This is a genomic window from Comamonas thiooxydans, assembly GCF_000964545.1.
Classification (GTDB): domain Bacteria; phylum Pseudomonadota; class Gammaproteobacteria; order Burkholderiales; family Burkholderiaceae_C; genus Comamonas; species Comamonas thiooxydans.
Genome location: NZ_BBVD01000018.1, coordinates 41,142 through 65,795 on the forward strand (window position 1 = coordinate 41,142; position 24,654 = coordinate 65,795).

Consider the following 24,654-nt stretch of genomic DNA (forward strand, 5'->3'; position numbering starts at 1 on the left):
ACCGCTAGAATAAAAACGCGCGATAGATTTTTAGCCCTACCATCTTGATTCTGATTGATCCAAATGAAAAAGCTGTATCTTGATTTCAACGTTATTAGCTATTTGAGATCGGGCCAACAACCGACATTGACATCGGCTTTCAACGAGGCCACCAAGGAACAGTTGGTGGTCTTTAGTCCCGCTCACCTTGAAGACATTGCTGCATCGGCGATAAGGGACAAGACGCCACCATCCATTACCAACGCCGAGCTCGAATTCCTGGGAAAAATCGCCGGAAGAAATGCGCTCCGCCCCATTACGCGCGACAGGGTCGAACTGCATGATGAATCTCCCCTTGACTGCTATGCGCGCGTCGTCGATCAATACGACGTCAACGACTGGGCCGAACGTGTAGAAGCTGATGTCATCGCCGACGCGCACGATAGACCTTTTGGGATGCCCGCAGAGGTGAACAACATCTCCCCAGCGGACATCTTGAGCAACATCGTGCACCGTGAACTCATTGCGCGCGGCCTTTGGAGCCAGAGATTGATCACAAGGGACGAGCAAATCAAAGTACTGTCCTGGCAGTTCGACGACTTGAAGAGTCGATTCAGTGTGTTCGAAGCATATGTGAACCTAGCCGCAAACCTATTGGAAAAGCTAGGCTACTACAGGGAAGCGAGGGATAGATCACGTGCCCGTCTTCACGACGTGACGCACATCATTTACGCGGCTTACTGCGACACATTGGTCACGGCAGATAAGAAGCTGATAAAAAAAGCTCAGGCAATCTACAGCCTACTCGGTATCAGCACGCAGGTTCTTTCCAATAAGGAATTTGAGGCCTCACTATTGATTCCTGACGGTGGCCGCCGCTGAGGGCGTCAGTCAAGGCCCACATCTGCATGACCCAAGGCGACTTACATGTGCGATCCCGACCGCCCAATTGGCGATCTGAAACCGGCTTCAGGCCGTAGGCAATACGCTGTGCATCTTAGATGCACCAGTATTGTTCGAGTGGCGGCAATGGTCGAAACCGCCGGCACAGAAAACCGTCAAGCGGGCCTTGGAGCTACTAGCAAGCCCTATGACCGTAGTGCCTCGGACAGCTGTCGTTAGCTGTCAGCCTAGCCTCCGAAACCAACGGCCGCTATCTGGCCCGCCGTGTGAGTGCGCTTGACCAACTCCATCGTCAGGAATCGCTGCAATGCCGACCTAGGAGCCAGAGGTCGGCTTCAGGCTGGTAGCGACAGTTCATTAACGGCTGCTTTGCGGCTACCCACTTGAAGCTCACGGTTGGTCCAAGGAACCTGTCTCGATTCAACGTGACCGCTAGCTAGCTCGGTAGACTCGAGGAAACTAGCTAGAGGAGCGAGAGTGACACCAATTGACCGGCCGCCATGTTTACCTTTCATGGTCAGGTTTCTGGCGGATAGGCCGGCTACCGACCCTGCAGGCATTGATGATTTCGAGAGACTCAGCAATAGCGCTAAAGCGGGACTGCCAAGGGTCCTAGGTAAAGACTATCCAAAATTTCGCGAATACCTGACGGAGACGTTCGCCGGAAAGTGCTGCTACTGCGAGTCTCCGCTCGGTGCAGCTACCGAAGGAGAAATAGAACTCTTTCGACCGAGGATCGTCGATGATCCTGGTCCATCCGCCCGAAAGGAGCTGTACTGGTATCTCGCGCAGGATTGGCGCAACCTGTACCTGGCTTGCCCATCTTGCAATCGCAACAAGGCCGGTCGCTTTCCGGTCCAAGGTGGTGTACGAGCACAAGAAGGTATGCCTTACAGCCAAGTCGTAAACATCGAGCGGCCGCTTCTTTTGGATCCCTGCGACGTTTACGATGATCCTGACGCACACCTCATGTTCCTAAATGATGGCAGCGTAGCTGGACGAACAGAGCGTGGTCGGGCAACCGTAGAAATTCTAGCGTTGAACCGGCGGGCTCTGGTCGAGACCCGTGCCAGTGAGGCCCTGCAGTTTCAGGCTGCGACCTCGAACGAACGCCGTCGGCGAGCGGATGGCCGCGGGCCCTACGCAGCTGTGTGGCGCCAGATGCTTTTCGCAGAGAGACATCCGGAGTTCTCGCGTGAAAGCCTCGATGCATCCAGCGAACAAAGAGCATTTGATGCGCGGCGATCGGATGTCTCTACGGAGGACGCAACTGGCTTAGAAAACTATCGTGCTGTGGCTCGATACATCGAGCGAATAAGAATCGAAAACTTTGGTGCAATCGGACTGCTGCAACTCGATTTGAGCGGGTCGATGTCGTCGCTCGCGCCTTGCTTTGCACTGTTAGGTGAAAACGGTGTCGGCAAGAGCACGGTCTTGCGTGCGGTTGCTATGGCGCTTTCGGGTAAGGCCTATACGAGACGCTTGGGGCTTAGCAGTAACGCCTTGCTTCCTTCAAACGCGTACAAGGGGGAAGTGCGCGTGTCGATCGTAGGCCAGCCCGATCTGGTAATGACCTTGCGGCGCAACCGGCCGATCGATTTCAGCAAGCAAACGTCGAGTTCACTTGTGCTTGCTTACGGTGCGACGCGCCTGCTGCCTCGGGGAAGACACAAGCCAAAGAGTGGAGAGCGGCATGCCAAGATCGACAATCTGTTTGATCCCTTCTTGCCTTTAACGGACCCAGAGCAATGGCTCGCTGGCCTTGACCCTCACCGGTTGTCAAACGTCAACGGCGTCCTGCAGCGTTTGCTCCCACCCGAACAGAGACTGGAGTTGGTTAGGGACGACACAGGCCAAGGGCTGAAAGTTCTGATCGCAGGTGATCCAGAACGAAGAATCTGTGAACTCAGCGATGGCTACCAGTCCATGCTCGGGATCGCGGTGGACATCATGCAGGTGATGTTCTTGGCATACGAGTCAATGGAGTCGGCACAGGGGGTCGTCCTCATCGACGAATTGGGTAACCATTTCCACCCGGCTTGGCGCCTCAGATGCGTAAGCGCCCTTCGCACGGCCTTCCCGCGAGTGCAGTTTATTTTCAGTACGCACGATCCGCTCTGCCTTCGTGGCCTTGTTGAGGGCGAGGTGGCAGTATTGCGGCGCAACCGCCTTCGCCAGATCTATGCGCTGGAAGACTTGCCGCCGGTGCATAAGCTTCGCGTGGAGCAGCTTCTCTCATCCGAGCACTTCGGCCTGAACAGTACGCTTGATCCTCTACTGGAAGAGACCATCAAAGAGTACGAAAATCTCATAGAGAACAGTGGCCGTACAGAGGAAGAAGAACGACGGCTTGACGAAATCGTCGGTGAACTTACTGAGGCCCAGTATCTGGGTTCTTCGCGCAGAGAGCGCATGGCATTGCAGTTGCTCGATAACGAGAAGGATCTTGATATCCCCACGCAGACGACAGTCAATGTTGCCGAGCTATCAAAAGCCACAGTTGCGAAGTTGAAGCGGTTGATGGGAGAGATCGCACCGGCCCAGGGAGCGCTCGATGATCAAAATTAGCAGACCCGTAGGTAGCGCCCCGCCGGGCCTTGCTAAGTCAGCGGCAAGAGAGCTGCGCTCGAACCGCGAGGCGCTGAAGAAGAATGAGAAGCTGGCCTTCAATGCCTATTCAAGCGACGCGGTGAAGACTGCCCTAAAGAAGATTTTTGGGCGTAAATGCGCGTTCTGCGAATCGCTGTTGTTGGGAAATCAGCCCGGCGATATAGAGCACTATCGACCGAAAGGTGCGGTCGTAGTAGTAGATCCGGTCACGCATGTAAAGACGACCGTGGCAGGCTACTACTGGCTCGCGGCGAAATGGTCGAACCTTCTGGTTGCCTGCGCAGACTGCAATAGACCCCGAACACAGACGGATCACGACGGGGACGACCGGGTAATCGGAAAGTCGAGCTTCTTCCCGCTCGAGAATGAGAGTCACCGAGCGGCCAATCCGAAGGGAATGGGCCTTGAGGTGCCGCTGCTGCTGAATCCGTGTGAGGACGATCCTGCTGAGCATCTGGAGTTTTTGCACGATGGTCGTGTACAAGCAGCGAGGGTCGCTGGAGTCATAAGCCCGAAAGGGGACGCGACGATTCACTACTGCGGCTTGGCACGCATCGAGCTTTTGCAGATGCGTTCCCGCCACCGCCGGATCGTAATGGCAGCGATCCGGCACACTGTCGCGGCGCTGGAGGCAGGACATGATCCTGGCGCAGATTTAGATGACCTCGTTGCTTTTATGCATCCCCACGAGGCATACGTCGCACTTACGCGTTCGTTGGTCAAGACGCATTTGAGCCAGTACCTACATTCCTTAGGACTAAATCAGCTGCTGTAGATCGCCTTTGCTAAGCCATGAATCGCCTCGACCTTCCTAGACACCCGTGAGCCGCAGGCCAACACTCCACTTCAGCGTTGAGCTGCAGCTTTCGGGCGTCGAGTTCGCGGAAGTTAGAGACCGCACCCGCTGCATAGCCGACTTCGCTACGAAAAAACTGCTTCAGACTGAACTGAGTCAAACGCGGGGCAGTGCCTGAGCAGCACCAATCGCCAACACCAGCCCCTCGTACCAGGGCCATGCTGCCCACGTTGACACTAGGCTTGGCACAGCAGGCAGACCAGCACCTCGGCCTTGAATTACTCGCTATCCACACGTCGCCGAGGGTGGTCTTGATTCAAAAATTTCCCCATCGTCTCCACGATGGAGGATCGTGGAAACGATGTTCTCTTCACCCGCAGCCTTCGAGGTGGGATTGCAGCGCTTAAGCATGCTGACCGACCACACCTCCAGTCACGAAAGTTGCCCAAGCATTCATGAGCTCGCGGCGCTGTTCAAGCAAGTCGGTCCGGTGGTAAGCGGCCTCAACCTTATCCTTGATCGTGTGTGCCAATGAGCGTTCAGCCAAGTCCCTGGAATAGCCTTGCTCACTGCACCAGTCACGGAAGCTAGAGCGAAAGCCATGGGCAGTAGCCACTCGCCCTGGCACATCACTTTCAGCGTTCAGTCGACGAAGCAACGCTGTGATCGTCATGTCTGAAAGCGCTACCTGTGCTCTTACAGAAGGGAACACCAAGCTTTCATGCTGATTTTTTTGCCCTTCGAGAAGCAGCAGAGCTCTTGGAGACAACGGAACACGGTGAGGCAATTTCGCTTTCATCCGCTCAGCAGGAACTGTCCAAACCGCATTTTTCCAGTCCACTTCGGACCATGTCATACCGCGTGCTTCACCTGAGCGGCAAGCCGTCAAAATCACGAACGCAAGCAACTTGCGAGTTATATCTACACGCCCTTCCAAGCGCAGATTTTCCCGTACAAAAGCAGGAACTTTTCTCCAAGGCATTGCCGGGTGGTGCTGCGTCCGCACGGCCTTCCCTTGCTGCTGCGGCAATAGGTGAGTTACCACATCGACTGGATTGGATTGGCAGTGACCATGCGCCCAGCCCCAAGCCATCACCGTATGAATTCTTTGCTTGACCCGGCTCGCAGTCTCAGCTTTCTCAAGCCAGATAGGCTTGAGAGCATCCGCGACATCGGCAGGCTGGATGTCTCCCAGCAGCTTTGCACCCAGCTTGGGAAAGACGTATTCAGCAAGGGTATTGATCCATTGCTGTCCATGTTTGGGATTTTTCCATCCTGGTAGCAGGTCCTTGTGCAAGATTTCAGCGGCTTCTTTAAAGGTTGGCGCCTTAACAGCGGCCTCCGCCTGAGCTTTCTCCATCAAAGGATCTTTCCCCTCGGACAAAGTCACCCTCATGGCGGTTGCCCGCTTCGCAACCTCAGCGATACCGACCTCAGGATACGAGCCCAAGCCTGCATTTCTACGTTTGTTGGCAACAGGACTGACATAGCGCAGCACCCATTTGCCCCTGCCTTTTGTTTTTGATGGATGAAGTGCCAGGCCGGTCACTCCTCCATGCGGGATAGCCGCATCTTCAGGTTTGATATTTCGTGCTTTTGCGTCAGTGATCACAGCCATTGGAGACACCTGTCGGTATGCCATCCAGTATGCCACGAAACGTTAGACACCCTTACACCGATTTGAACAAAAAAGAAAAAATTCACTTTTTATACAATGACTTATCTACCAAAATCAAACATCATTGGATTTCATTGAATCAATATTTGGCAGACACAGCCTCCGCCATAAATTTAATTAAATCAAAGACTTACGATAGATATAAGAATCTATCCCACATAAGAACCCACATAAAAAAGCCTGTTGCGGATGCCGCAACAGGCTTTTTTCACGCCCATAGGGAGCTTCGAAGGTGATATCTCACGAGCGTCTCACGTTCGGTGCCAGCACTTAAACGAGCAGTTCGTCTTGTACCTCTTCGCACCACGAATTCTGCACACAGTTACAGGTGCCGGCGCTGGCCTCGATTGACCATCATTCCGATACGCGATGACCGGCTTGCTTGTACTGACCAACGGCAGTAAACGACCCATTGCGGTGTTAATTTCCACGCATAACTGACCCGCCGGGGATGCGGACAAAAACTTGGACTACCAAGAGGTAGTTCATGTACTCATACGCAGACAGGATTCGTACAGTTGAGCTTTACATCAAGCTTGGTTGGCGTGTCAGAGCCACGGTTCGCCAGTTGGGATATCCAACCAAGAACGCATTGAAAGGCTGGTATCAGCACTACCTGAAGCATCAGGATTTGCCAGCGAGCCAAGCGCCAAGAGCATCGAAATTACTGCTGCGACGATGAAGACTTTGGGTTGCCCTGGTCGAAGAACGTTGACTGCGTGAGTTCGGAAGGACTGTTCCGAGACCAGCAAATTGATAGTAGGCAGCTCTTGCCCAACCGGGAGAAGACACGGCTGATTGACGCCATCAAGGAGCACTATGGTTCTGCCAAAACTCCTTGCATAGTTGGCTCTTGCGCGTAGCTCCTACGTCTACCGTCGTGCTCGCACAGCGGTAGCAGCAAGAACATCGTGGAGCACTACAACCCTTGCGGATATAGCTTTTTTTCCAACTCATTGCGAGCGCGCTTCAGCGGCATCAAAAAAGTCTCTTTGAACTCGCTCATGCTCAGTCTCTCTGCCCTAACTGCAATGCTCATGGCAGCAATTGTGTTGCCTTGAGGGTCGCGCACTGGCGCAGCCATGGAGCGCACACCCAGCTCCAACTCTCCATCGCTGCATGACCATCCGGATTGCCGGCAAGTATCAAGCAGGCCCAGCAACTCCTCCAAGTCAGTCACTGTCTGGTGGGTCAGAGCCACCCGCTCAATCATCTCCAGCCTTGCACGCGCCTCCTGCTGGGGGAGTCCTGACAACAGCACCCGACCAATCGCAGAACAGTACACCGGCAACCTGGATCCTATTCCTAGGCCCGTGCTCAAGCTGCGCCGTGCGGTCGAACGGCCAATGATGATGGCATCGTCTTCCAACAAAGTACCAAGCGAAGCGGATTCTCTGGTGCGCTCCGACAGTGCATCCAGTAGCGGCTGGGCCAACGCAGGCATGGGGCGCGATGACAGAAATGAATAGGCGATCAGCAGTGACTTGGGCTGCATCCAAAACAGCTTTCCGTCACTCTCTAAATAACCGAGCTGAACCAGTGTGCTGAGCGAACGTCTGGCTGATGCTGGCGTGGACTGAGTGAGCCTGGCCACTTCCGACAGCGTGAGCCGGGTATGCCGACGGTCAAAGCAAGTCAGTACGCCCAATCCCTTGCGCAGCGATTCCACAAAGTTCTTGTCCTGCATAGCGACCAAATCAAGGTGTTTTCAACATTTTTGCGCATAGCGCAAAAACAGGTTTAACACAAAGTACGACATCCCCATACTGCAGTTCCCCACACAAGAAGGAGACAAGATGCGCAACGCATCCATTCGCAGACGCGAAGCATTGATCGGCATTGCCGCTGCGGTCGCTGCAACAGGTAGCCTGGCTCAGTCAAATCAACCTCTCAAGATCGTCGTGCCTTTCTCAGCCGGAGGTACCGCCGATGTACTGCCGCGCCTAGTAGCCGAAAAAATCCGCGCGGACTACGCAGGTGGCGTGATCATTGAAAACAAGCCCGGGGCTGGTGGAAACATCGGTGCCGATCTAGTGTTCCGGGCACCGCCGGACGGAATGACTGTGCTGGCCTCCCCTCCGGGGCCCATCGCCATCAACCACAACCTCTATCAGAAGCTCAGCTTTGACCCGACTCGCTGGGTACCGGTGACGATTTTGGCCACAGTGCCCAACGTCCTGGTCATCAACCCGAAGCTGCCTGTTAAGTCACTTGGCGAGTTCATTGCATACGCCAAAGCCAATCCCAAAAAAGTGACTGTGGCGACGCAAGGCGACGGCTCGACATCCCACTTGACTGCGGCCATGTTTATGCAGCTGACGGGTGCTGAGCTAACCGTCGTTCCCTACAAGGGAACGGCCCCGGCTCTGATTGACCTGATCGGTGGCAATGTGGATGTGTTTTTCGACAACATCAGCTCATCGGCAACCTATCACCATGCCGGCAAGGTGCGCATTCTGGCCGTTGCCGACGAGCAGCGTTCCCAAATATTGCCCCAGGTCCCCACATTCGCCGAGCAGCAATGGCCAGCCATGCAGGCCGTGACTTTCTTTTCTGTCGTCGCCCCCCCAGGCACGAGTGCAGAAATCGCACAGAAGCTTCAGAGACAGATGGCCCAGGCTCTGTCATCAAACGACATCCGCAAGCACTTTCAGGAACAGGGTGCCGTGCCCTGCGGCTGGGATCCCACCAAGACTGCTCAGTTCATCCATCAGGAAACCGAGAAGTGGAAGAAGGTGCTGAAGGCCGCCAACGTCAAGCTCTAACCCGGGAAATCAACATGCAAGAATCCATCGTCCAGTGGCATGGGGCCACCAATACGCGCGTGCCTTTCGGTATCTATACCGACACAGCCAATGCGGATCAGGAACAGCAACGTATCTATCGCGGCGAGGTCTGGAACTACCTGTGCCTGGAATCCGAAATCCCCGAGGCAGGCGATTACCGCACCACCTTTGCCGGCGAAACACCGATCGTTGTCGTGCGGGATGCTGACCAGGAAATCTACGCCTTCGAGAACCGCTGCGCGCATCGCGGCGCTCTCATCGCGCTGGAAAAATCGGGCCGTGCGGATAGTTTCCAGTGCGTCTATCACGCCTGGAGCTACAACCGACAGGGAGATCTGACCGGCGTTGCCTTCGAGAAAGGCGTCAAGGGCCAGGGTGGCATGCCGGCCTCGTTCTGCAAAGAAGAGCATGGCCCGCGCAAGCTGCGCGTGGCCGTCTTTTGCGGTTTGGTCTTTGGCAGTTTTTCTGAGGATGTACCCAGCATTGAGGATTATCTCGGCCCTGAGATTTGCGAGCGCATAGAGCGCGTGCTGCACAAGCCCGTAGAAGTCATCGGTCGCTTTACGCAAAAGCTGCCTAACAACTGGAAGCTCTACTTCGAGAACGTGAAGGACAGCTATCACGCCAGCCTACTGCATATGTTCTTCACCACCTTCGAGCTAAACCGCCTCTCACAAAAAGGCGGCGTCATCGTTGACGAGTCGGGGGGGCACCATGTGAGCTATTCCATGATCGATCGCAGCGCCAAAGACGACTCGTACAAGGACCAGGCCATCCGCTCCGACAACGAACGTTACCGACTCAAAGATCCCAGCCTTCTAGAGGGCTTCGAGGAGTTCGAAGATGGCGTGACCCTGCAAATCCTTTCTGTGTTCCCAGGCTTTGTACTGCAGCAGATTCAGAACAGCATCGCCGTACGTCAGTTGCTGCCCAAGAGCATCTCCAGCTCGGAACTCAACTGGACCTATCTTGGCTATGCAGATGACAGTGCCGAGCAGCGCAAGGTCAGACTCAAACAGGCCAACCTTATCGGCCCGGCCGGATTCATTTCCATGGAAGACGGAGCTGTCGGTGGATTCGTCCAGCGTGGCATCGCTGGCGCTGCCGACCTTGACGCGGTCATCGAGATGGGCGGAGACCACGAAGGCTCTAGCGAAGGCCGCGCCACGGAAACTTCGGTACGCGGCTTTTGGAAGGCCTACCGCAGGCACATGGGACAGGAGATGCAAGCATGATCAATGAAATTCAAATCGCGGCCTTCAATGCCGCTTACGCGAAGACCATAGACAGTGACGCCATGGAGCAATGGCCAACCTACTTCACGAAGGATTGCCACTATCGCGTCACCAATGTCGACAACCATGCTGAAGGGCTTGCTGCCGGCATTGTCTGGGCGGATTCGCAGGACATGCTCACCGACCGAATTTCTGCGCTGCGCGAAGCCAATATCTACGAGCGCCACCGTTATCGCCATATCCTGGGTCTGCCTTCGATCCAGTCAGCCGATTCAGCACAGGCCAGCGCTTCCACTCCGTTCATGGTGCTGCGCATCATGCATACCGGGGAAACGGAGGTCTTTGCCAGCGGTGAGTACCTCGACAAATTCACCACGATCGATGGCAAGTTACGTCTGCAAGAGCGCATCGCTGTGTGTGACAGCACGGTGACGGACACACTGATGGCATTGCCGCTATGACAATAGTGCACCGTAGATTGGCCTTGGCCCTCGGCGATCCCCACGGCATTGGCCCAGAAATCGCACTGAAGGCTCTCCAGCAGCTATCTGCCACCGAAAGATCCCTGATCAAGGTCTATGGACCGTGGAGCGCTCTTCAACAAGCGGCGCAGATCTGCCAAATGGAGTCCCTTCTTCAAGGCCTCATTCATGAGGAAGCCGGCTCGCTTGCACAACCAGTGCAATGGGGAGAGATCACCCCGCAGGCAGGCCTATCCACGGTGCAATCTGCAACAGCAGCCATCCGGGCGTGCGAAAACGGCGAGGTCGATGCCGTCATTGCCTGCCCCCACCATGAAACGGCCATTCACCGCGCAGGCATAGCGTTCAGCGGCTACCCATCTTTGCTCGCCAATGTTCTTGGCATGAACGAAGACCAGGTATTCCTGATGCTGGTGGGTGCTGGCCTACGCATAGTGCATGTCACTTTGCATGAAAGCGTGCGCAGCGCATTGGAGCGGCTCTCTCCTCAGTTGGTGGTCAACGCGGCGCAGGCTGCCGTGCAGACATGCACCTTACTCGGGGTGCCTCAGCCACAAGTAGCTGTATTTGGGATCAACCCTCATGCATCTGAAGGGCAGTTGTTCGGCCTGGAGGACTCTCAGATCACCGTTCCCGCTGTCGAGACACTGCGCAAGCGCGGCCTAGCAGTAGACGGCCCCATGGGAGCAGACATGGTTCTGGCACAACGCAAGCACGACCTGTATGTAGCCATGCTGCACGATCAGGGCCATATTCCCATCAAGCTGCTGGCACCTAACGGAGCCAGCGCACTATCCATCGGTGGCAGGGTGGTGCTTTCCAGTGTGGGCCATGGCAGCGCCATGGACATTGCTGGCCGCGGCGTGGCTGACTCCACAGCCCTACTACGCACGATCACCTTGCTCGGAGCCCAACCGGTCTGAGGACCCACCATGAACCACCAGATCCAAATCCACGACTCTGATATCGCGTTCCCCTGCACGCCCGGGCAATCCGTACTGGATGCTGCTCTGCAGGCCGGCATCGAACTGCCTTATTCCTGCCGCAAAGGTAGCTGTGGCAACTGTGCGAGCGTCCTGCTCAATGGAAGTATTGCGTCCTTCAATGGCATGGCCGTGCGCAACGAACTCTGCACCTCGGAGCAGGTACTGCTGTGCGGCTGCACCGCCGCCAGCGATATCCGTATTCAGCCGAGCTCCTTTCGCCGCCTTGACCCGGAAGCCCGAAAACGTTTTACGGCCAAGGTGTACAGCAATACACTGGCGGCACCCGATGTCTCGCTGCTGCGCCTACGCCTGCCTGTGGGAAAGCGCGCCAAATTTGAAGCCGGCCAATACCTGCTGATTCACCTCGACGACGGGGAAAGCCGCAGCTACTCTATGGCCAATCCACCCCATGAAAGCGATGGTGTCACGCTGCATATCAGGCATGTGCCGGGTGGCCGCTTCAGCGCCCTCGTTCAGCAGCTGAAGTCTGGTGACACGTTGGAGATTGAACTGCCATTCGGTAGCATCGCACTGAAGCCTGACGACAGCAGACCCCTGGTTTGCGTGGCAGGTGGCACGGGATTTGCGCCCATCAAATCCGTCCTTGATGACCTAGCCAAACGCAAGGTACAGCGTGACATAACGCTGATCTGGGGTGCTCGCACCCCCTCGGGCCTGTATCTTCCTAGCGCCATCGACAAGTGGCGCAAAGCTTGGCCGCAGTTTCGCTACATTGCAGCCATCACCGACCTAGGCGATATGCCTGCGGATGCTCACGCAGGTCGGGTGGATGACGCGCTACGCACACACTTTGGCAACCTGCACGACCATGTGGTGCACTGCTGTGGCTCACCAGCTCTGGTTCAATCAGTGCGCACAGCTGCTTCCGATATGGGCCTGCTTTCACAGGACTTCCACGCGGATGTTTTTGTGACAGGCCCTACTGGTCACCACTAGAAGTAGCTATCCATGCGATATCAACACGGCGGGCTTGAGGCAGGTATAAAAGCATTCACGGCATTGACAACGTACTTGCTTCCTTGCTACCTGTGCTGATGTTGGTACCGATATTGATCCTTGTTTGCGTAAATCATCTTTCACTCAGTGCTGAGTCAGCCATTCTCGGTCTTGTGCATGGTGATCTTGCCCTTCATCTGAAGCTGCTGCTCTTGCAGCCAGTACAAGACTTCCTGTGCCTTGGCGGCTTCGTTACGGGCAAGCCCATCGAAGCCATGGATGCGATGGTGCACTTACTCATGGACAGAGCTTACGAAGGCGATGAAACGCATGTAGTAACTGCAGCACGTAACTTCGTGCCCGTGGTGCCAGCCAATCCACAGCGCAAACAGACATGGCTGCTGGACAAGCACTGGTATCGCTAGCGCAATGAGGTGGACGCCTGTTCCGTAGGATCAAGGCTTACAGGCGGGTGTTCACACGCTACGACAAGCTCGATGTGATGTTCGCTGCCTTCCTGTACACCGCATTAGTTTGCGAACACTTACATTAATGTGAACGCGCCCTAGTGCCCTAGGCTAAGGGTTGTAATTCAATTATTTTTTTGCAACACGTTGCTCATCTTGGGCTGGGACAATTCGAGAACGAGGTTAGAGGTTGCCCATAAGTGCTCCGCAAGCAATTTCGTTGCAAGCGCTACATCGCGCGCGAGCACGGCATTCAATAACTGCAGGTGTTCATCGGCCACATCTCTCGCCAGACCGTCGGCTGACTCTGCCGAGGTTTCGGCATGCAGATTTGCCACTGACAAGTGACGATACCTGGTTGTCTGGTCGCGTAACAGTTCGGCCAAAGCATTGAGCCACTTGGAGCCAGAGGCGCTGATAAGCGCCCCATGAAATGCGGCATGCGCCCTCTCCCACTCCGGCTCGACACCCTGCCCCTCACCAAGCATTGGCAGCCGACTCAGGCGGTGATAGGCCCCAGCCAATTTTTCTTCCCAGTCCAGGCCACCGTTTGCGATGGCCAAGCGCAATGCCTCACATTCGATGTGAACGCGGGTGTTGGTGATGTCAAGCAACTCTTTTGCCGAGACCGATGCCACACGAAAGCCCTTTTGGTCCTCTGCAATCACGAAGCCGCTGGAAGCCAAGCGTGACAACGCCTCTCGCACAGGAATCGCGCCACTGTCATAGCGCTCACACAAGTCCTTGATGCGCAATCGCGCGCCAGGGGCGAGAGTGCAGCTAATGATGTCTGCGCGTATGCCATTGGCTAAGGCCGAGGCCGTGGTTTTGAAGGTTTCGGAGGCTGCCGTCATGCTGAAGTGACTGGTTGGTGTGCTAGCTATTTTAGGTTTCATATAGGGAAAACCTAAATATATATTTTTCAGAAAATATATACGATCCAATCATTGCTCGCTAAAGGACCTCACATGAAGCTCACCACACTCCTCATCAATGGCACACGCCGCGCTGCAGCCCTCACCGATCAAGGTCTGGCCTTGCTCCCTACAACTCCAGGAACGGACATCGGCGACTTGCTGCGTGCCGGCACCAGCCTCGTGGACTTTCAGCGGCTGGCATTGGAGGCCACTCAATTCGTCGCCCCCCAAAGTGCCACTTTTGCCACTCCGATTGCCGAACCTCCTAAAACTTTCTGTGTCGGACTGAACTACGCCGATCACACCAAGGAAAGTCCGTACGATCAGCCCGACTACCCCACGTTGTTCCTGCGCGCCTCTACCAGCCTGGGAGCTCATCAGGCCGTGGTTGAACGCCCTCAGGTCAGTCATTCGCTGGACTTCGAAGGTGAGATGGTTGTGGTGCTGGCCAAGGGAGGGCGCCACATCTCCAAGGAAAAAGCCCTGGACTGCGTATTCGGCTATGCCGTCGGCAATGAAATCTCCGTGCGTGAATACCAGTTCAAGTCCCCGCAATGGACGGTGGGCAAGAACTTCGATGGAACCGGCACCTTCGGCCCCTATATCGTTACCGCCGACGAGCTCCCTCCCGGCGGCAGCGGCCTGAAGATTGAAACCCGACTCAACGGCGAGACGGTGCAATCCTCCAACACACGCGACATGCTTTTCGACGTGGCTACGGTGATTTCCACGATCAGCGAGGCCATCACACTTCAGGCTGGAGATGTGATTTTCTCGGGCACGCCTGCAGGCGTAGGTTTCGGCCGCACCCCGAAGCTCTATATGAAACATGGTGATGTGGTGGAAGTCGAGATCGAGCAGTTGGGACTGCTGCGCAACGACATCCGCGACGAACAGGCCGTCTGAGCCAGCGGCCAGGAAAAGGAGACAACATGCGCCAAATCGAAACCCCGGTGCTGATCGTCGGAGCCGGCCCCACTGGACTCACTGCCACCGGGCTTCTCGCCCGTTATGGCGTCAAGACGCTGACCATCACCCGCTACCCAGGAACCGCAAACTCCCCTCGCGCTCACATCACCAATCAACGCACCATGGAGGTGTTCCGCGACCTGGGCATCGAGGACAAGGTCAAGGCTGTGGCCACGCCCAATGCACTGATGAGCAACAACATCTGGGCCACCAGCTTCGCAGGCACCGAGATCGCACGCCTGCAAACCTGGGGTTCAGGGCCCGAGCGACGCATGGACTATGAGCTGGCCAGCCCTTCAGCTATGTGCAACATACCCCAGCATGTGATGGAGCCTGTCCTGCTCGCCCATGCCCGCGATCTGGGTGGCGAGTTTCTGTTCAACACCGAGCTGCTCTCAATGCGCCAGGATGCGCAACGCGTCTATGCCGTCTGCCGCGACCGCATCACCGGCGAGGAATTTGAAATCGCCTCGCAATATGCGATTGGCGCCGATGGCGACAACAGCGTGGTCTGCCAGTCCATAGGCTTTGAAACCGAGGGCCAGATGGGCCTGGGCGCCGCAATCAACGTGTGGCTGGAGGCAGACCTGACCCAATACACGGCACACCGCCCAGGTACGCTTTACTGGATGACACAGCCCGGCAACAACTACTGGGTAGGCAGCGGCACCTGGATCTGCGTCAAGCCGTTCACCGAGTGGGTGCTGCTGTTCATGTACGACCCCAACCAGGGCGAGCCCGACCTGAGCGAGCAAGCGCTGATCGAGCGTGCACAGTCCACCATCGGTGATCCACAGGTCAAGGTCAAGATCAAGGCCGTGTCCAAATGGACCATCAATCAGGTACACGCCAAGACGATGAACAAGGGGCGCGTACTCATCGCAGGCAATGCCGCGCATCGCCACCCACCGGCCAACGGCCTGGGCACCAATACCTGCGTACAGGACAGCTTCAACCTCGCCTGGAAGCTGGCCTACGTGCTGCAGGGAAAGGCCAGCCCCGCCCTGCTCGACACTTACAGCGCAGAACGCCAGCCGGTCGGCCAGAAGGTAGTAGAGCGAGCCATGAAATCCGTGCGAAACATGCTGCCGATCTCCAACGCCATGGGCTTTGCCCCGGGACAGGATACGGAGGCAGGCTGGGCCAACGTGCATGAACTGTTCAGCAATAGCGCACGCGGCCGCGCTCGGCGCAAGGCCCTGCAAGAGGCCGTGCAGTTGCAGAACTACCAGTTCAATTGCCACGGCGTGGAACTGGGGCAGTGCTACACCTCCGATGCTGTGGTTGCCGATGGCCGCACCGCCCCCGTCCCGCTTCGCGATCCCGAACTGTACTACCAGGCCAGTACCTTTCCCGGACGCAGCCTCCCCCATGCATGGCTGCAGCGCGGCCAGGAAAGTCTCTCCACGCTGGACCTGGTTGGACAGGGCCGCTTCACGCTCATCGTCGGTATCGGCGGCGATGCATGGCGCGCGGCTGCAGCCCAGGTGCAAAAAAACCTGGACGTACCGCTGCAGGTGATTTCGATTGGTGGCCCGGACTGCGATGCACAGGACGTATACGGCCGCTGGCAGCAGCTCAGCGAAATCAGCGACAGCGGTGCCTTGCTTGTACGGCCCGACCGTCACGTCGCATGGCGCATTGCCGAGATCGACTCCTGTACCCAGCCCGCTCAGACCTTGGAGCAAGTGCTGCAGCAGATATTGGCATTGCCGGCCAAAGCTTCCGCAGCAGCGTGAGCCCGGCAAAAAGAGGAGACATACATGTCCTGGAACCAAGCTCATGAATCCCGCTTTGGCGTTCACTCCATAGATCACTTCGCCTTGCAGGTACCTTCTCTGGCTGAGGCAGAGCACTTCTACAAGCACTTTGGACTGGATATCGAGACCATCGGCTCGCAGCAGATAGCTTTGCGCTGCACAGGCAAGCCCCATGTCTGGGGGCGCCTATTCAAGGGCAATCGCAAGTGCATGGCCTACCTGAGCCTGAACTGCTTTGCCGAGGAATTCGAACGCCTGCGCGAGCAGATACTTGCCAACAACGGCCGAGCAGCGGCCCCAGGCCAGGCCCATGTCACAGAGCAGGGCTTCTGGTTTCTGGATCCTGATGGAAATCTGCTGCAACTGAAAGTCGGCGCCAAGACCATGCCATCGGCAGCAGCAGTCTCCATGGCATCCACCTCTCCCCAGTCCGTCAACCTTTCCCGGCGGTATCACCCCGCTGGTCGCCGCGGAGCAAACATGCGCAGCGAGGTGGGGACGGTTCACCCCACGCGCCTGTCTCATGTGCTGCTGTTCACTTCGGACATCAACCGCTCCATCAACTTCTATCGCGATGCATTGGGCCTGCGCTTGTCGGACCGATCTCAGGATGTCGTGGCCTTCATGCACGCGCGCCATGGATGCGATCACCACCTGGTTGCATTTGCCTCCAGTACGGCGCGTGGCTGGCATCACAGCTCCTGGGATGTCCCAAGCATCGACGACGTTGGGGAAGGAGGAGAGCAGATGCGCAACGCCGGCTACACCAAGGGCTGGGGTACAGGTCGCCATGTGCTGGGTTCCAACTACTTCCACTATGTGCAGGACCCTTGGGGCTCGTTTGCCGAGTACTCATTCGACATCGACTATGTGCCCGCCGGCACCGTCTGGCAAGACGGCAACTTCCCTCCTGAAGATTCGCTTTACCTCTGGGGGCCGAGTGTGCCGGAGGACTTCATCTTCAACACTGAAGCCTAAGCCCGCTGTAGCGATCCAGGCCGTCAACCGGCCGTCTCTCTCGTTCAGTCTTTTAGGCGCACCTGTCATGAGACAGGTGCGCCTGCCCAACCTTTGTCCAAAGGAGCTTATCCATGCCTGCTCAATACGCTCTGCGCAAAGTCGCTTACGCCACTGCCGTGCTTTCTGCTTGTGCCTGGCTTAGCGGATGCGGCACCGGCAATTCGATGTCGGAGCAGACCTCTTCTGCTCCGGTCGCAAAAGCCACCAGCACCCAGAACAAGCCTCCCAATGTCATCGTCATCTTGGCCGACGATATGGGATTCAACGACATTGAGCCGTTTGGCCAGGACGCAATTTCTACGCCAAACCTCAACGCCATGGCCCAAGAGGGCATGCGCTTCACCAATTTCCATGTCCACGCCACCTGCTCCCCCACCCGTGCTCAATTGCTCACGGGTGTCGACAACCATCTGGCCGGCATGGGCTCCATGGGCGAATACCGCACGCCGGAGATGGACAAGTACCCTGGCAGCTATATCGGCTCTTTAAACAATAGGGTTAAGACCATTGCCGAGATGCTTCAGGAACAGGGCTACTCCACCTTCATGGCGGGCAAGTGGCACCTGGGCGGCAAGCCAGAGCAATTGCCCAAAGCACGTGGATTTCAACGCTCCTATGTGCTGGTCGGCCCCGGCGGTAGCCATTGGGATGACAACGGCTTGCTGGGGGTGAATCCCAAACTGGTCTTCACAGAGGATGACAAGCCCATTGCCCGTGATACCGGCGAATTCTCCTCCAACATCTATACCGACAGGTTCCTGGGTTACCTGTCTGAAGCCCAGCGCAATGACAAGCCATTTTTTGGCTATCTGGCCTTCCAGGCAGTACACGACCCTCTGCATGCACCAGAAGACTTCATTAAGAAGTACCGCGGCAAGTTCTCCGGCGGCTACGACGAGGCACGCGAAAAGATCTTCGCTCGCATGCAAAAAATGGGAGTGATTCCAGCAGGCACAAAGCTGCACGCCACGGCCCCACTATTCAAGCCATGGGCGCAGCTCGATCCGGCGGAGCGCAAGCGCCAGGAGCGGCTCATGGAGGTCTATGCTGCCATGCTGGACAATATGGACTGGAATATCGGCCGTGTTGTCGATTCACTCAAGCGCAGCGGTGCCTACGACAACACGGTGATTTTTTTCTTCTCGGACAATGGTCCCTCCGCTGCATACATGGATCTGTATCCCGGTAATGCCGATGGAAAGTGGATTCAGAAAACCTTCGATACCACCAGCTCCAAAGTAGGCCAGCCCTTGTCGTTTGCAGGCGTTGGCCCCGGCTGGGCCAGTGCCAGTGCCGCCCCCTTCAAGCTATTCAAGATGGTGGTGACTGAAGGCGGAACCATTTCTCCCATGATCGTGCGTGGCCCCACAGTCAGCTCGGGTGGCAAGATCAATGACGGCTTTCTTGGCGTCGAAGACATCCTGCCAACCATTGCCGATCTCACGCGCACTCAGCGCGGCAATGACAGAAACGGCGTACCACTGGAGCCACTCAAGGGATATTCGTTTGCCTCTGTCTTGCAGGGAGCAAGCCAGAGTGCACGCAAACCTGACTTTGAGCGCGGTGAAGAGCTCTTCGGCAACAAAGCCTATCGTCAAGGACGCTGGAAAATCTCCTGGTTGCCCAAGCCTTACGGAGAGGAGCGCTGGCAACTGTTTGACACCGATGCCGATCGCGGTGAGACCCAGGACCTGGCCCAACAGTACCCGCAGCGTGTGGCTGACATGGCGGCACGCTACGATCAATGGGCCAAAGACAACCGTGTCATGACCTGGGATTACAAGTACTTGAACGAGCAGCTATTTGGCTACTTTGACTGGCGCAAACGCATCCCTCGTCAAATTCTCAATCCTGGCCAAGATTGAACGGACATTGGCACAGCAATGCTAGTTCTGCACAAGCTCCGCTCTTTGCATCATGGTCGCCGCCTTGCGGTGGCGACCGGTCTGCTACTCATGGGTGCCATCATCGTCTGGCAACTATTACCAAGTGAGCCTGCTGCCGGCACCTTGGGCAATGGTCGCGATGGCACTCAAAACATGGTCTGGATACCATCGGGCCACTTCATCATGGGCAACACCAGCAGCAAGGCACTCCCCAACGAAATGCCAGGCCACAAGGTAGAACTCCAGGGTTTCTGGATGGACAAGACCCATGTGACCAACCGCCAGTTTTCAGAGTTCGTCCGCGCAACAGGCTATGTGACCACTGCGGAGAAGGCGCCGGACTGGCCAAGCCTGCAGGCCCAACTCCCGGTAGGCACGCCCCGGCCCGAGGCGTCATTATTGATACCTGGCGCGTCGGTGTTTGTTGGGACTCGACAACCCGTCTCTCTGCACGACTACATGCAGTGGTGGCGGTACGTCGGGGGCGCTAACTGGCGTCATCCTTCCGGCCCCAACTCCAGTATTGAAGGCGAGGACGATCACCCAGTCGTTCAAGTTTCGTATGAAGACGTTCAAGCCTACGCACGCTGGATAGGCAAACGCCTGCCGACTGAAGCCGAATGGGAGTACGCTGCCCGAGGCGGACTGGAGCAACAGCGCTATGCCTGGGGAGCCCTTAAGGAACCCAATGGCGACGTCATGGCCAGCATCTGGAAGAATCAAACAGGTAGCTTCCCTCAAGCCCAGCCCAAGATCCTTCCGGGAACCGAGCCCGTCGCCAGCTACGAGCCCAATGGATATGGTCTATTCGACATGGCTGGCAATGCTTGGCAATGGACGGCAGACTGGTACCGCTATGACGCCTTCGGAATGCAAGCTCGTTTGCAGCACGTCAGCAACCCCAAAGGCCCCAGCAACTCCTTCGACCCCGACGGTTTGCGCAGCGATGCCCCCAAACGTGTCATCCGTGGAGGATCCTTCTTGTGCAATGAAGACTATTGCGAAGGCTACCGGGTCAGCGCCCGACAAGGACAGGACCCATGGAGTGCAAGCAACAATGTAGGCTTCAGGCTCGTCATGGATAGGAGCCGATAAGGGCCAAAAGATGCTCAATCCATCCAATGAGAGCCGCATCGCAGGTCAGACGACCTGCGCTCCCACGACAAGCTTGGTGATCGCTGCCCTCTAGCACTGGGTTCACATTTCAGAAAACGAACCTACCGCCATCCGATGCGCCCTTCACCGGGATTTCAATTTTGCAATTTTGATGAGCTGCACAAATTCGTTGAAACCATTGAGATACGCGCTCAGATTTTTCCGACTCGAATCATCCATCAACTCGCCTTGAGCATCGAACGCATTTTGTGCACGGGACACCAGCACTGAGTTACCGCTATACAGCGTAACGCCCAACATCTTGAGAGTGGGCAACCAGGCGGCCTGGGACGACAAAGTACCAAAGCCCCCCATCGATGCGCCAATCATGCCTGTTGGACGCTTGGCAAAAACGGCTTTCATATCTGCGCGCGAGAGCCAGTCAATACCATTTTTGAAAACACCCGGTACGCCGTTGTTGTACTCAGGGGTGACCATCAGCAAGGCGTCTGCATCCAGAATCTGCGCTTTCAATTTGAGTACCGCGGCCGGAATGCCTTCACTGGCTTCCAGGTCCGCGTCATAGAGCGGAATTCCGTGCAAGGTTGCGACTTCGATATTCATACCTTGTGGTGCCATTGCCTGCGCTGAACGGGCCAGGGCCGTGTTGAATGATGAATGACGCAAACTTCCCGAGAGAGCTAGTACGCGACAGGTGCCGAACATGTTCCGGTTGCCCGAATTTTCCCGAAGCGCCTCACTGAGTTGGTCGATCAGTTGAGTCCACTCCGGCGAGTCTTCGAGCTTTTTTTCACGAATGAACTGTGCTTGTGATTCATCCCAAAAATCAGCGTCTGCCAGAAGCACGTCATTGGGCAATGGGCGGTGCTGGTTGAGGAAGGCTGCGATGGCATCTCGCGAATTGGGAAGACCCAATTGAGCAAACAAGTCGTGAAAGCGAAAGAAGTTATCGGACATAGATATCAATTGTTAGTGAGCACAAAAACATATCGAGGCCAGGATTGCTCCTGAGCTTGCTCGCTCTCATTCCCACAGCTTCGTGAGGCGAAGTAGAAGTAGCCGCGATATAACTGCCCATTGGCTGCTAGATGCGTACCTTGATCATTTCACCATCCACCATAACGTCATAGCGTGGGCAGTCATGAGTCCTGATCGGTGCAGAGAGGCGTCCAGCCTTTTGCAAGTACGGCAACATTTCCGCCGGGGCTTTTTCGATGCCAGGCGGAGGAAGAACAACGGCATCCGACACCTTTCTTCCCGTTGTGACATCGAAACGTGCAGAGTGGAATGCGCAGGTCACAACATGACCGACCAGCGCGCCTTCGGCTAGTGAAGCATTCATATGCCCACATCGATTACCCATTGCATGAATGGATCCGTCAACATGGGTCAGCAAAACCTCCACATTCCCAACGTTGATAGCGCGCATAGAGCCCTCTGGAAGCTCGGCGAGCCTGATGGCTTCGATCCACTGAGTCATGACGGTCTCCTTGATTGTTGATGGTGGCAATAGCTTCCGCGCTTCCGCGCCAATTGGCAAGGCATCTGGTCAGCCACAGCACCTACAACTGTAGATTTGGCATAGCTCATCAGGACCCTGAGCAAGGGATCTGCCTTCATACAAAGCCATCGAACGCAGCATCACGTGACAGGCCGTACGCTGCAATGAAAAACTCGTATGTCGCCCCAGTTGTTGGGTCTGTTGCAGCTTCGATGCCGATGGTATCCAGCGCGCCATCCAGAACCTGCGTCGCACTCAACGGCTTGGCGTCAATCTGCTGAGCCAGCACGTAACCTCCATCGGCGGTGCGAAAGATCACATCGCCCAGCGAGTTCACAAACTCAATAGTGTTCTGCATAGCACTCTGTTGATTAATCATGCCGAATCGCCCCGCTCGACAGCATTGTCAAAGCGAGGCGTCAAACAGCTTTACTTGGCGCTCGTCAGCGTGTTGTAGCTGGTGATCAAGTTGCGGTAGTCAGGGATGTGGTTGGAGAACAGAGTCCCCAGCCCCTCGATGTCGTTGCGCCAGTCGCGGTGCAGTTCGCAGGCCGCGCCGAACCAGGTCATGAGCTGGGCGCCGGCCTGCTCCATGCGGCTCCAGGCAGCCTGCTGGGTCATGCTGTTGAAGGTGCCCGATGCATCGGCAATGACGAACACCTCGAAGCCTTCAGCCAGGGCAGACAGCACGGGGAAGGCCACGCAGACCTCGGTCACCACGCCGGCGACGATAAGCTGCTTCTTGCCCGTGGCCTTGACGGCCTTGACGAAGTCCTCGTTGTCCCAGGCATTGATCTGACCGGGACGCGCGATATAGGGGGCTGTGGGGAATTTTTCCTTGAGTTCGGGCACCAGCGGGCCATTGGGGCCGTTCTCGAAGCTGGTGGTCAGGATGGTCGGCAGCTTGAAGTACTCGGCCATGTCGGCCAGGGCCAGCACATTGTTCTTGAACTTGTCGGGGTCGATATCGCGCACCAGGGACAGCAGACCGGTCTGGTGGTCGACCATCAGCACGGCAGCGTTGTTCTTGTCGAGGCGGACATAAGGTTTGTTGCTCATGGAAATCTCCTTGGAGAGCATGGATGCCCAGGTGGGCGGGGAAGCCTGACCCTTTCGAGGTCAGGATGAAACCGATGGTTGAAACTCAGGGGAAGCGGCTCAGTTTTTAGTCAAAGACTGACGTCGCTGGTGAGCCAGGATGGCCGCCACCGCCAGCCCACCTATGACGCTTATGTGATCCTGTACCAGAGCTTTTTCGAGAAAGCCTTCCATGCCATTCATTTCCCAGAAGCGGTGGGCAATGGGAATCGTGGCCAAAGTGAAGCCCGCCAGCGCTGCGGCGCCCAGCCATGCCCAACGGCTGCAGGTAATGATCGCCAGTGGAGCTACAAGCTGGACTGCAATGGTGACTATCGCGAACAGGGTGACAGGCTGAAGGCCGAAGTGCTCCATCTCACCGATGGCAGCTTGAAAGTCAACAACTTTGTTCAAGCCACTCCACCAAAAGATATAGGTCAGCAAGGCCGTAGCCAGCAGGTAGAAAAAACGGGAACGCAGCATGTTGTCAATCAAGGCATTCATGGCAAGCTCCAAACTGATAACGGCTTTATTTAATCTTGCGCCACGGTGTTGCGCACATGACGTGTGGATTTGTTACCGGACTTACCGGCTGCTTTTTGGCTCAGCATCAGTCCCCCCATGACCAGTACGGCACCAACCACTTGCAAGCCCGTGGGCTGAACCCCTTTGACCAGCGCATCCAGCACGAAAGCTGTGACCGGCACCAGCAGCATGAAAGGAGCAACCGCCACCGCACCGGCTCGCTCAATGGCTCCGAACCACAAAGCAAAGGGAACGGCAGTCAGTGCCACAGCCAGTAGGCCCAAGCCCAAAACATTGGCCGCATTTAGTTGTGCAGGCATATCCTGAGCGATAGCTGCAACAAGAGACAACTCCACACCGGCAATCAGCAACTGCCAGCCTGTGAAGCCCAGCAAAGGCATGGGTGGCTGCCCCCACTTGTTCAACAGTACGCCACCAGCTGCGATGGACAGCATGCTTCCGATGGCGGCCGCAATGCCCAGCGAATCAAGCTGCGCGTTACTTGACAGAACGACCAGCGAAACACCCAAAGCACCTAGCAAAACTGAACCGATCTTGGTAGCGGTGGGGCGTGCTCCCAGAATGCCCCAGGCAATGAAGATCACCGCCAATGGTGTCAAGGCTTGGAAGATTGCGGCGACGCCGCCCGGCAAGCGGGTTGCAGCCACAAAGAACAGGCCAAAGAAAAGCCCAGCGTTCAACGTGCCCAGTACCGCCAGTCGTCCCCACCAGACACGTGGGGGCACGCAGCGAACAATGGCCAGCAAGACAAGAGCTCCTCCCAGAGCACGAAATGCAGCGAGGAACAGGGGATGCGGAGGCAGCCACGTAGTGGTCAGCACATAGGTGAATCCCCAGAGAATGGCTGCGGCGGCAGCTGAAAGTTTGGCGTTCATGATTTATCCCAGGTAAAGGCGCGGCTCTCCCACGCTTCGAAATTGAAGACGAAACACGGCTGGCAAGGATTGAGAAAAGAGGTGGCGATAGCATCAGCCTTCGGCTGA

At 56.4% G+C, this 24,654-nt stretch carries 24 protein-coding genes; 14 read left to right on the forward strand and 10 right to left on the reverse strand.

Annotation, left to right across the window (positions count from 1 at the left end; all coding sequences use genetic code 11):
- Nucleotides 1–63 precede the first annotated feature (63 nt).
- The 3 genes from Cth01_RS21370 (at nt 64) to Cth01_RS21380 (ending at nt 4,267) form a co-directional block, all read left to right on the forward strand.
- The gene (locus Cth01_RS21370; protein WP_052703426.1) at nt 64–861 is read left to right on the forward strand and encodes a hypothetical protein; all 798 of its coding nucleotides are present in this window, start codon (nt 64–66) and stop codon (nt 859–861) included.
- Between the two features lie 498 nt (nt 862–1,359).
- Nucleotides 1,360–3,450, forward strand: coding sequence for an AAA family ATPase (locus tag Cth01_RS21375; protein ID WP_139032130.1), 2,091 nt, complete (start codon nt 1,360–1,362; stop codon nt 3,448–3,450).
- Entirely contained in the window at nt 3,437–4,267 is an 831-nt protein-coding gene (locus Cth01_RS21380; RefSeq protein WP_052703429.1) for an HNH endonuclease family protein, read from the forward strand. The genes Cth01_RS21375 and Cth01_RS21380 overlap by 14 nt, the downstream gene beginning before the upstream one ends.
- Nucleotides 4,268–4,691: 424 nt before the next feature.
- Here Cth01_RS21380 and Cth01_RS21385 read toward each other — a convergent pair whose 3' ends face one another.
- Nucleotides 4,692–5,906, reverse strand: a complete 1,215-nt coding sequence (locus tag Cth01_RS21385) for a tyrosine-type recombinase/integrase (RefSeq protein ID WP_045840346.1) — start codon at nt 5,904–5,906, stop codon at nt 4,692–4,694.
- Nucleotides 5,907–6,885: 979 nt separating this feature from the next.
- A complete protein-coding gene (locus Cth01_RS21395) occupies nt 6,886–7,653 on the reverse strand; it encodes an IclR family transcriptional regulator domain-containing protein (protein ID WP_045840347.1) in 768 nt (255 codons plus the stop codon).
- Between the two features lie 109 nt (nt 7,654–7,762).
- On the opposite strand from Cth01_RS21395, the gene Cth01_RS21400 reads away from it, so the two are divergent.
- From Cth01_RS21400 to tphA1I, 5 genes are read left to right on the forward strand one after another with little or no spacing between them, the layout of a single operon-like run.
- Nucleotides 7,763–8,731 carry a Bug family tripartite tricarboxylate transporter substrate binding protein gene (locus Cth01_RS21400; protein ID WP_045840348.1) on the forward strand — a complete coding sequence of 323 codons (969 nt, stop codon included), beginning with the start codon at nt 7,763–7,765 and terminating at the stop codon, nt 8,729–8,731.
- 14 nt (nt 8,732–8,745) lie between these two features.
- Nucleotides 8,746–9,987 (forward strand): terephthalate 1,2-dioxygenase terminal oxygenase subunit alpha TphA2I, encoded by a 1,242-nt coding sequence (gene tphA2I / locus Cth01_RS21405; protein ID WP_045840349.1) that lies wholly within the window; start codon nt 8,746–8,748, stop codon nt 9,985–9,987.
- Complete coding sequence (gene tphA3I / locus Cth01_RS21410) at nt 9,984–10,448, forward strand: terephthalate 1,2-dioxygenase terminal oxygenase subunit beta TphA3I (protein ID WP_045840350.1); 465 nt, start codon at nt 9,984–9,986, stop codon at nt 10,446–10,448. Before tphA2I ends, tphA3I begins: the two co-directional genes overlap by 4 nt.
- Nucleotides 10,445–11,392, forward strand: coding sequence for a 1,2-dihydroxy-3,5-cyclohexadiene-1,4-dicarboxylate dehydrogenase (gene tphBI / locus Cth01_RS21415; protein WP_045840351.1), 948 nt, complete (start codon nt 10,445–10,447; stop codon nt 11,390–11,392). The genes tphA3I and tphBI overlap by 4 nt, the downstream gene beginning before the upstream one ends.
- 9 nt (nt 11,393–11,401) lie before the next feature.
- On the forward strand, nt 11,402–12,412 hold the full coding sequence (gene tphA1I, locus Cth01_RS21420) for a terephthalate 1,2-dioxygenase reductase TphA1I (RefSeq protein WP_045840352.1): 1,011 nt from the start codon (nt 11,402–11,404) through the stop codon (nt 12,410–12,412).
- A gap of 155 nt (nt 12,413–12,567) precedes the next feature.
- Here the strand turns inward: tphA1I and Cth01_RS21425 are convergent, their stop codons facing one another.
- Nucleotides 12,568–12,705 (reverse strand): hypothetical protein, encoded by a 138-nt coding sequence (locus Cth01_RS21425; protein ID WP_233425251.1) that lies wholly within the window; start codon nt 12,703–12,705, stop codon nt 12,568–12,570.
- Between the two features lie 6 nt (nt 12,706–12,711).
- Here Cth01_RS21425 and Cth01_RS24475 point away from each other — a divergent pair, with 6 nt between their 5' ends.
- Nucleotides 12,712–12,837: a hypothetical protein gene (locus Cth01_RS24475; RefSeq protein WP_267884623.1), complete on the forward strand. Its 126-nt coding sequence runs from the start codon at nt 12,712–12,714 to the stop codon at nt 12,835–12,837.
- Between the two features lie 167 nt (nt 12,838–13,004).
- Here Cth01_RS24475 and Cth01_RS21430 read toward each other — a convergent pair whose 3' ends face one another.
- Complete coding sequence (locus Cth01_RS21430; RefSeq protein ID WP_045840353.1) at nt 13,005–13,733, reverse strand: GntR family transcriptional regulator; 729 nt, start codon at nt 13,731–13,733, stop codon at nt 13,005–13,007.
- A gap of 114 nt (nt 13,734–13,847) precedes the next feature.
- Here Cth01_RS21430 and Cth01_RS21435 point away from each other — a divergent pair, with 114 nt between their 5' ends.
- The 5 genes from Cth01_RS21435 (at nt 13,848) to Cth01_RS21455 (ending at nt 20,526) form a co-directional block, all read left to right on the forward strand.
- The gene (locus tag Cth01_RS21435; protein ID WP_045840354.1) at nt 13,848–14,702 is read left to right on the forward strand and encodes a fumarylacetoacetate hydrolase family protein; all 855 of its coding nucleotides are present in this window, start codon (nt 13,848–13,850) and stop codon (nt 14,700–14,702) included.
- A gap of 26 nt (nt 14,703–14,728) precedes the next feature.
- Nucleotides 14,729–16,504: an FAD-dependent monooxygenase gene (locus tag Cth01_RS21440; RefSeq protein WP_045840355.1), complete on the forward strand. Its 1,776-nt coding sequence runs from the start codon at nt 14,729–14,731 to the stop codon at nt 16,502–16,504.
- 24 nt (nt 16,505–16,528) lie between these two features.
- Complete coding sequence (locus tag Cth01_RS21445) at nt 16,529–17,503, forward strand: VOC family protein (RefSeq protein WP_045840356.1); 975 nt, start codon at nt 16,529–16,531, stop codon at nt 17,501–17,503.
- A gap of 206 nt (nt 17,504–17,709) precedes the next feature.
- Nucleotides 17,710–19,410, forward strand: a complete 1,701-nt coding sequence (locus Cth01_RS21450; RefSeq protein WP_174447126.1) for an arylsulfatase — start codon at nt 17,710–17,712, stop codon at nt 19,408–19,410.
- A gap of 90 nt (nt 19,411–19,500) precedes the next feature.
- Nucleotides 19,501–20,526, forward strand: coding sequence for a formylglycine-generating enzyme family protein (locus Cth01_RS21455; RefSeq protein ID WP_233425253.1), 1,026 nt, complete (start codon nt 19,501–19,503; stop codon nt 20,524–20,526).
- A gap of 144 nt (nt 20,527–20,670) precedes the next feature.
- Here the strand turns inward: Cth01_RS21455 and Cth01_RS21460 are convergent, their stop codons facing one another.
- The 6 genes from Cth01_RS21460 to Cth01_RS21485 all read right to left on the reverse strand — a co-directional run bounded on the left by Cth01_RS21460 (nt 20,671) and on the right by Cth01_RS21485 (nt 24,546).
- Nucleotides 20,671–21,504 (reverse strand): DUF2789 family protein, encoded by an 834-nt coding sequence (locus Cth01_RS21460; RefSeq protein ID WP_045840359.1) that lies wholly within the window; start codon nt 21,502–21,504, stop codon nt 20,671–20,673.
- A 127-nt stretch (nt 21,505–21,631) separates the two neighbouring features.
- Nucleotides 21,632–22,027, reverse strand: coding sequence for a Rieske (2Fe-2S) protein (locus tag Cth01_RS21465; protein WP_052088944.1), 396 nt, complete (start codon nt 22,025–22,027; stop codon nt 21,632–21,634).
- Nucleotides 22,028–22,163: 136 nt separating this feature from the next.
- A complete protein-coding gene (locus Cth01_RS21470) occupies nt 22,164–22,406 on the reverse strand; it encodes a hypothetical protein (RefSeq protein WP_055477423.1) in 243 nt (80 codons plus the stop codon).
- Nucleotides 22,407–22,477: 71 nt separating this feature from the next.
- The gene (gene ycaC, locus Cth01_RS21475) at nt 22,478–23,107 is read right to left on the reverse strand and encodes an isochorismate family cysteine hydrolase YcaC (protein ID WP_045840386.1); all 630 of its coding nucleotides are present in this window, start codon (nt 23,105–23,107) and stop codon (nt 22,478–22,480) included.
- Between the two features lie 99 nt (nt 23,108–23,206).
- A complete protein-coding gene (locus tag Cth01_RS21480) occupies nt 23,207–23,629 on the reverse strand; it encodes a DoxX family protein (protein WP_034408355.1) in 423 nt (140 codons plus the stop codon).
- Between the two features lie 29 nt (nt 23,630–23,658).
- A complete protein-coding gene (locus tag Cth01_RS21485; protein ID WP_045840361.1) occupies nt 23,659–24,546 on the reverse strand; it encodes a DMT family transporter in 888 nt (295 codons plus the stop codon).
- Nucleotides 24,547–24,654 lie beyond the last annotated feature (108 nt).

What these genes read in the sequence shown, in the direction of transcription:
- Cth01_RS21385 (WP_045840346.1), bottom strand. Translation starts at nt 5,906, where the DNA reads ATGGCTGTGATCACTGACGCAAAAGCACGAAATATCAAACCTGAAGAT.
- Cth01_RS21470 (WP_055477423.1), bottom strand. Translation starts at nt 22,406, where the DNA reads ATGCAGAACACTATTGAGTTTGTGAACTCGCTGGGCGATGTGATCTTT.
- Cth01_RS21465 (WP_052088944.1), bottom strand. Translation starts at nt 22,027, where the DNA reads ATGACTCAGTGGATCGAAGCCATCAGGCTCGCCGAGCTTCCAGAGGGC.
- Cth01_RS21370 (WP_052703426.1), top strand. Translation starts at nt 64, where the DNA reads ATGAAAAAGCTGTATCTTGATTTCAACGTTATTAGCTATTTGAGATCG.
- tphBI (WP_045840351.1), top strand. Translation starts at nt 10,445, where the DNA reads ATGACAATAGTGCACCGTAGATTGGCCTTGGCCCTCGGCGATCCCCAC.
- Cth01_RS21380 (WP_052703429.1), top strand. Translation starts at nt 3,437, where the DNA reads ATGATCAAAATTAGCAGACCCGTAGGTAGCGCCCCGCCGGGCCTTGCT.
- Cth01_RS24475 (WP_267884623.1), top strand. Translation starts at nt 12,712, where the DNA reads ATGGACAGAGCTTACGAAGGCGATGAAACGCATGTAGTAACTGCAGCA.
- Cth01_RS21455 (WP_233425253.1), top strand. Translation starts at nt 19,501, where the DNA reads ATGGGTGCCATCATCGTCTGGCAACTATTACCAAGTGAGCCTGCTGCC.
- tphA3I (WP_045840350.1), top strand. Translation starts at nt 9,984, where the DNA reads ATGATCAATGAAATTCAAATCGCGGCCTTCAATGCCGCTTACGCGAAG.
- Cth01_RS21445 (WP_045840356.1), top strand. Translation starts at nt 16,529, where the DNA reads ATGTCCTGGAACCAAGCTCATGAATCCCGCTTTGGCGTTCACTCCATA.
- Cth01_RS21430 (WP_045840353.1), bottom strand. Translation starts at nt 13,733, where the DNA reads ATGACGGCAGCCTCCGAAACCTTCAAAACCACGGCCTCGGCCTTAGCC.
- ycaC (WP_045840386.1), bottom strand. Translation starts at nt 23,107, where the DNA reads ATGAGCAACAAACCTTATGTCCGCCTCGACAAGAACAACGCTGCCGTG.
- Cth01_RS21395 (WP_045840347.1), bottom strand. Translation starts at nt 7,653, where the DNA reads ATGCAGGACAAGAACTTTGTGGAATCGCTGCGCAAGGGATTGGGCGTA.
- tphA2I (WP_045840349.1), top strand. Translation starts at nt 8,746, where the DNA reads ATGCAAGAATCCATCGTCCAGTGGCATGGGGCCACCAATACGCGCGTG.
- Cth01_RS21460 (WP_045840359.1), bottom strand. Translation starts at nt 21,504, where the DNA reads ATGTCCGATAACTTCTTTCGCTTTCACGACTTGTTTGCTCAATTGGGT.
- Cth01_RS21485 (WP_045840361.1), bottom strand. Translation starts at nt 24,546, where the DNA reads ATGAACGCCAAACTTTCAGCTGCCGCCGCAGCCATTCTCTGGGGATTC.
- Cth01_RS21450 (WP_174447126.1), top strand. Translation starts at nt 17,710, where the DNA reads ATGTCGGAGCAGACCTCTTCTGCTCCGGTCGCAAAAGCCACCAGCACC.
- Cth01_RS21440 (WP_045840355.1), top strand. Translation starts at nt 14,729, where the DNA reads ATGCGCCAAATCGAAACCCCGGTGCTGATCGTCGGAGCCGGCCCCACT.
- Cth01_RS21400 (WP_045840348.1), top strand. Translation starts at nt 7,763, where the DNA reads ATGCGCAACGCATCCATTCGCAGACGCGAAGCATTGATCGGCATTGCC.
- Cth01_RS21480 (WP_034408355.1), bottom strand. Translation starts at nt 23,629, where the DNA reads ATGAATGCCTTGATTGACAACATGCTGCGTTCCCGTTTTTTCTACCTG.
- tphA1I (WP_045840352.1), top strand. Translation starts at nt 11,402, where the DNA reads ATGAACCACCAGATCCAAATCCACGACTCTGATATCGCGTTCCCCTGC.
- Cth01_RS21435 (WP_045840354.1), top strand. Translation starts at nt 13,848, where the DNA reads ATGAAGCTCACCACACTCCTCATCAATGGCACACGCCGCGCTGCAGCC.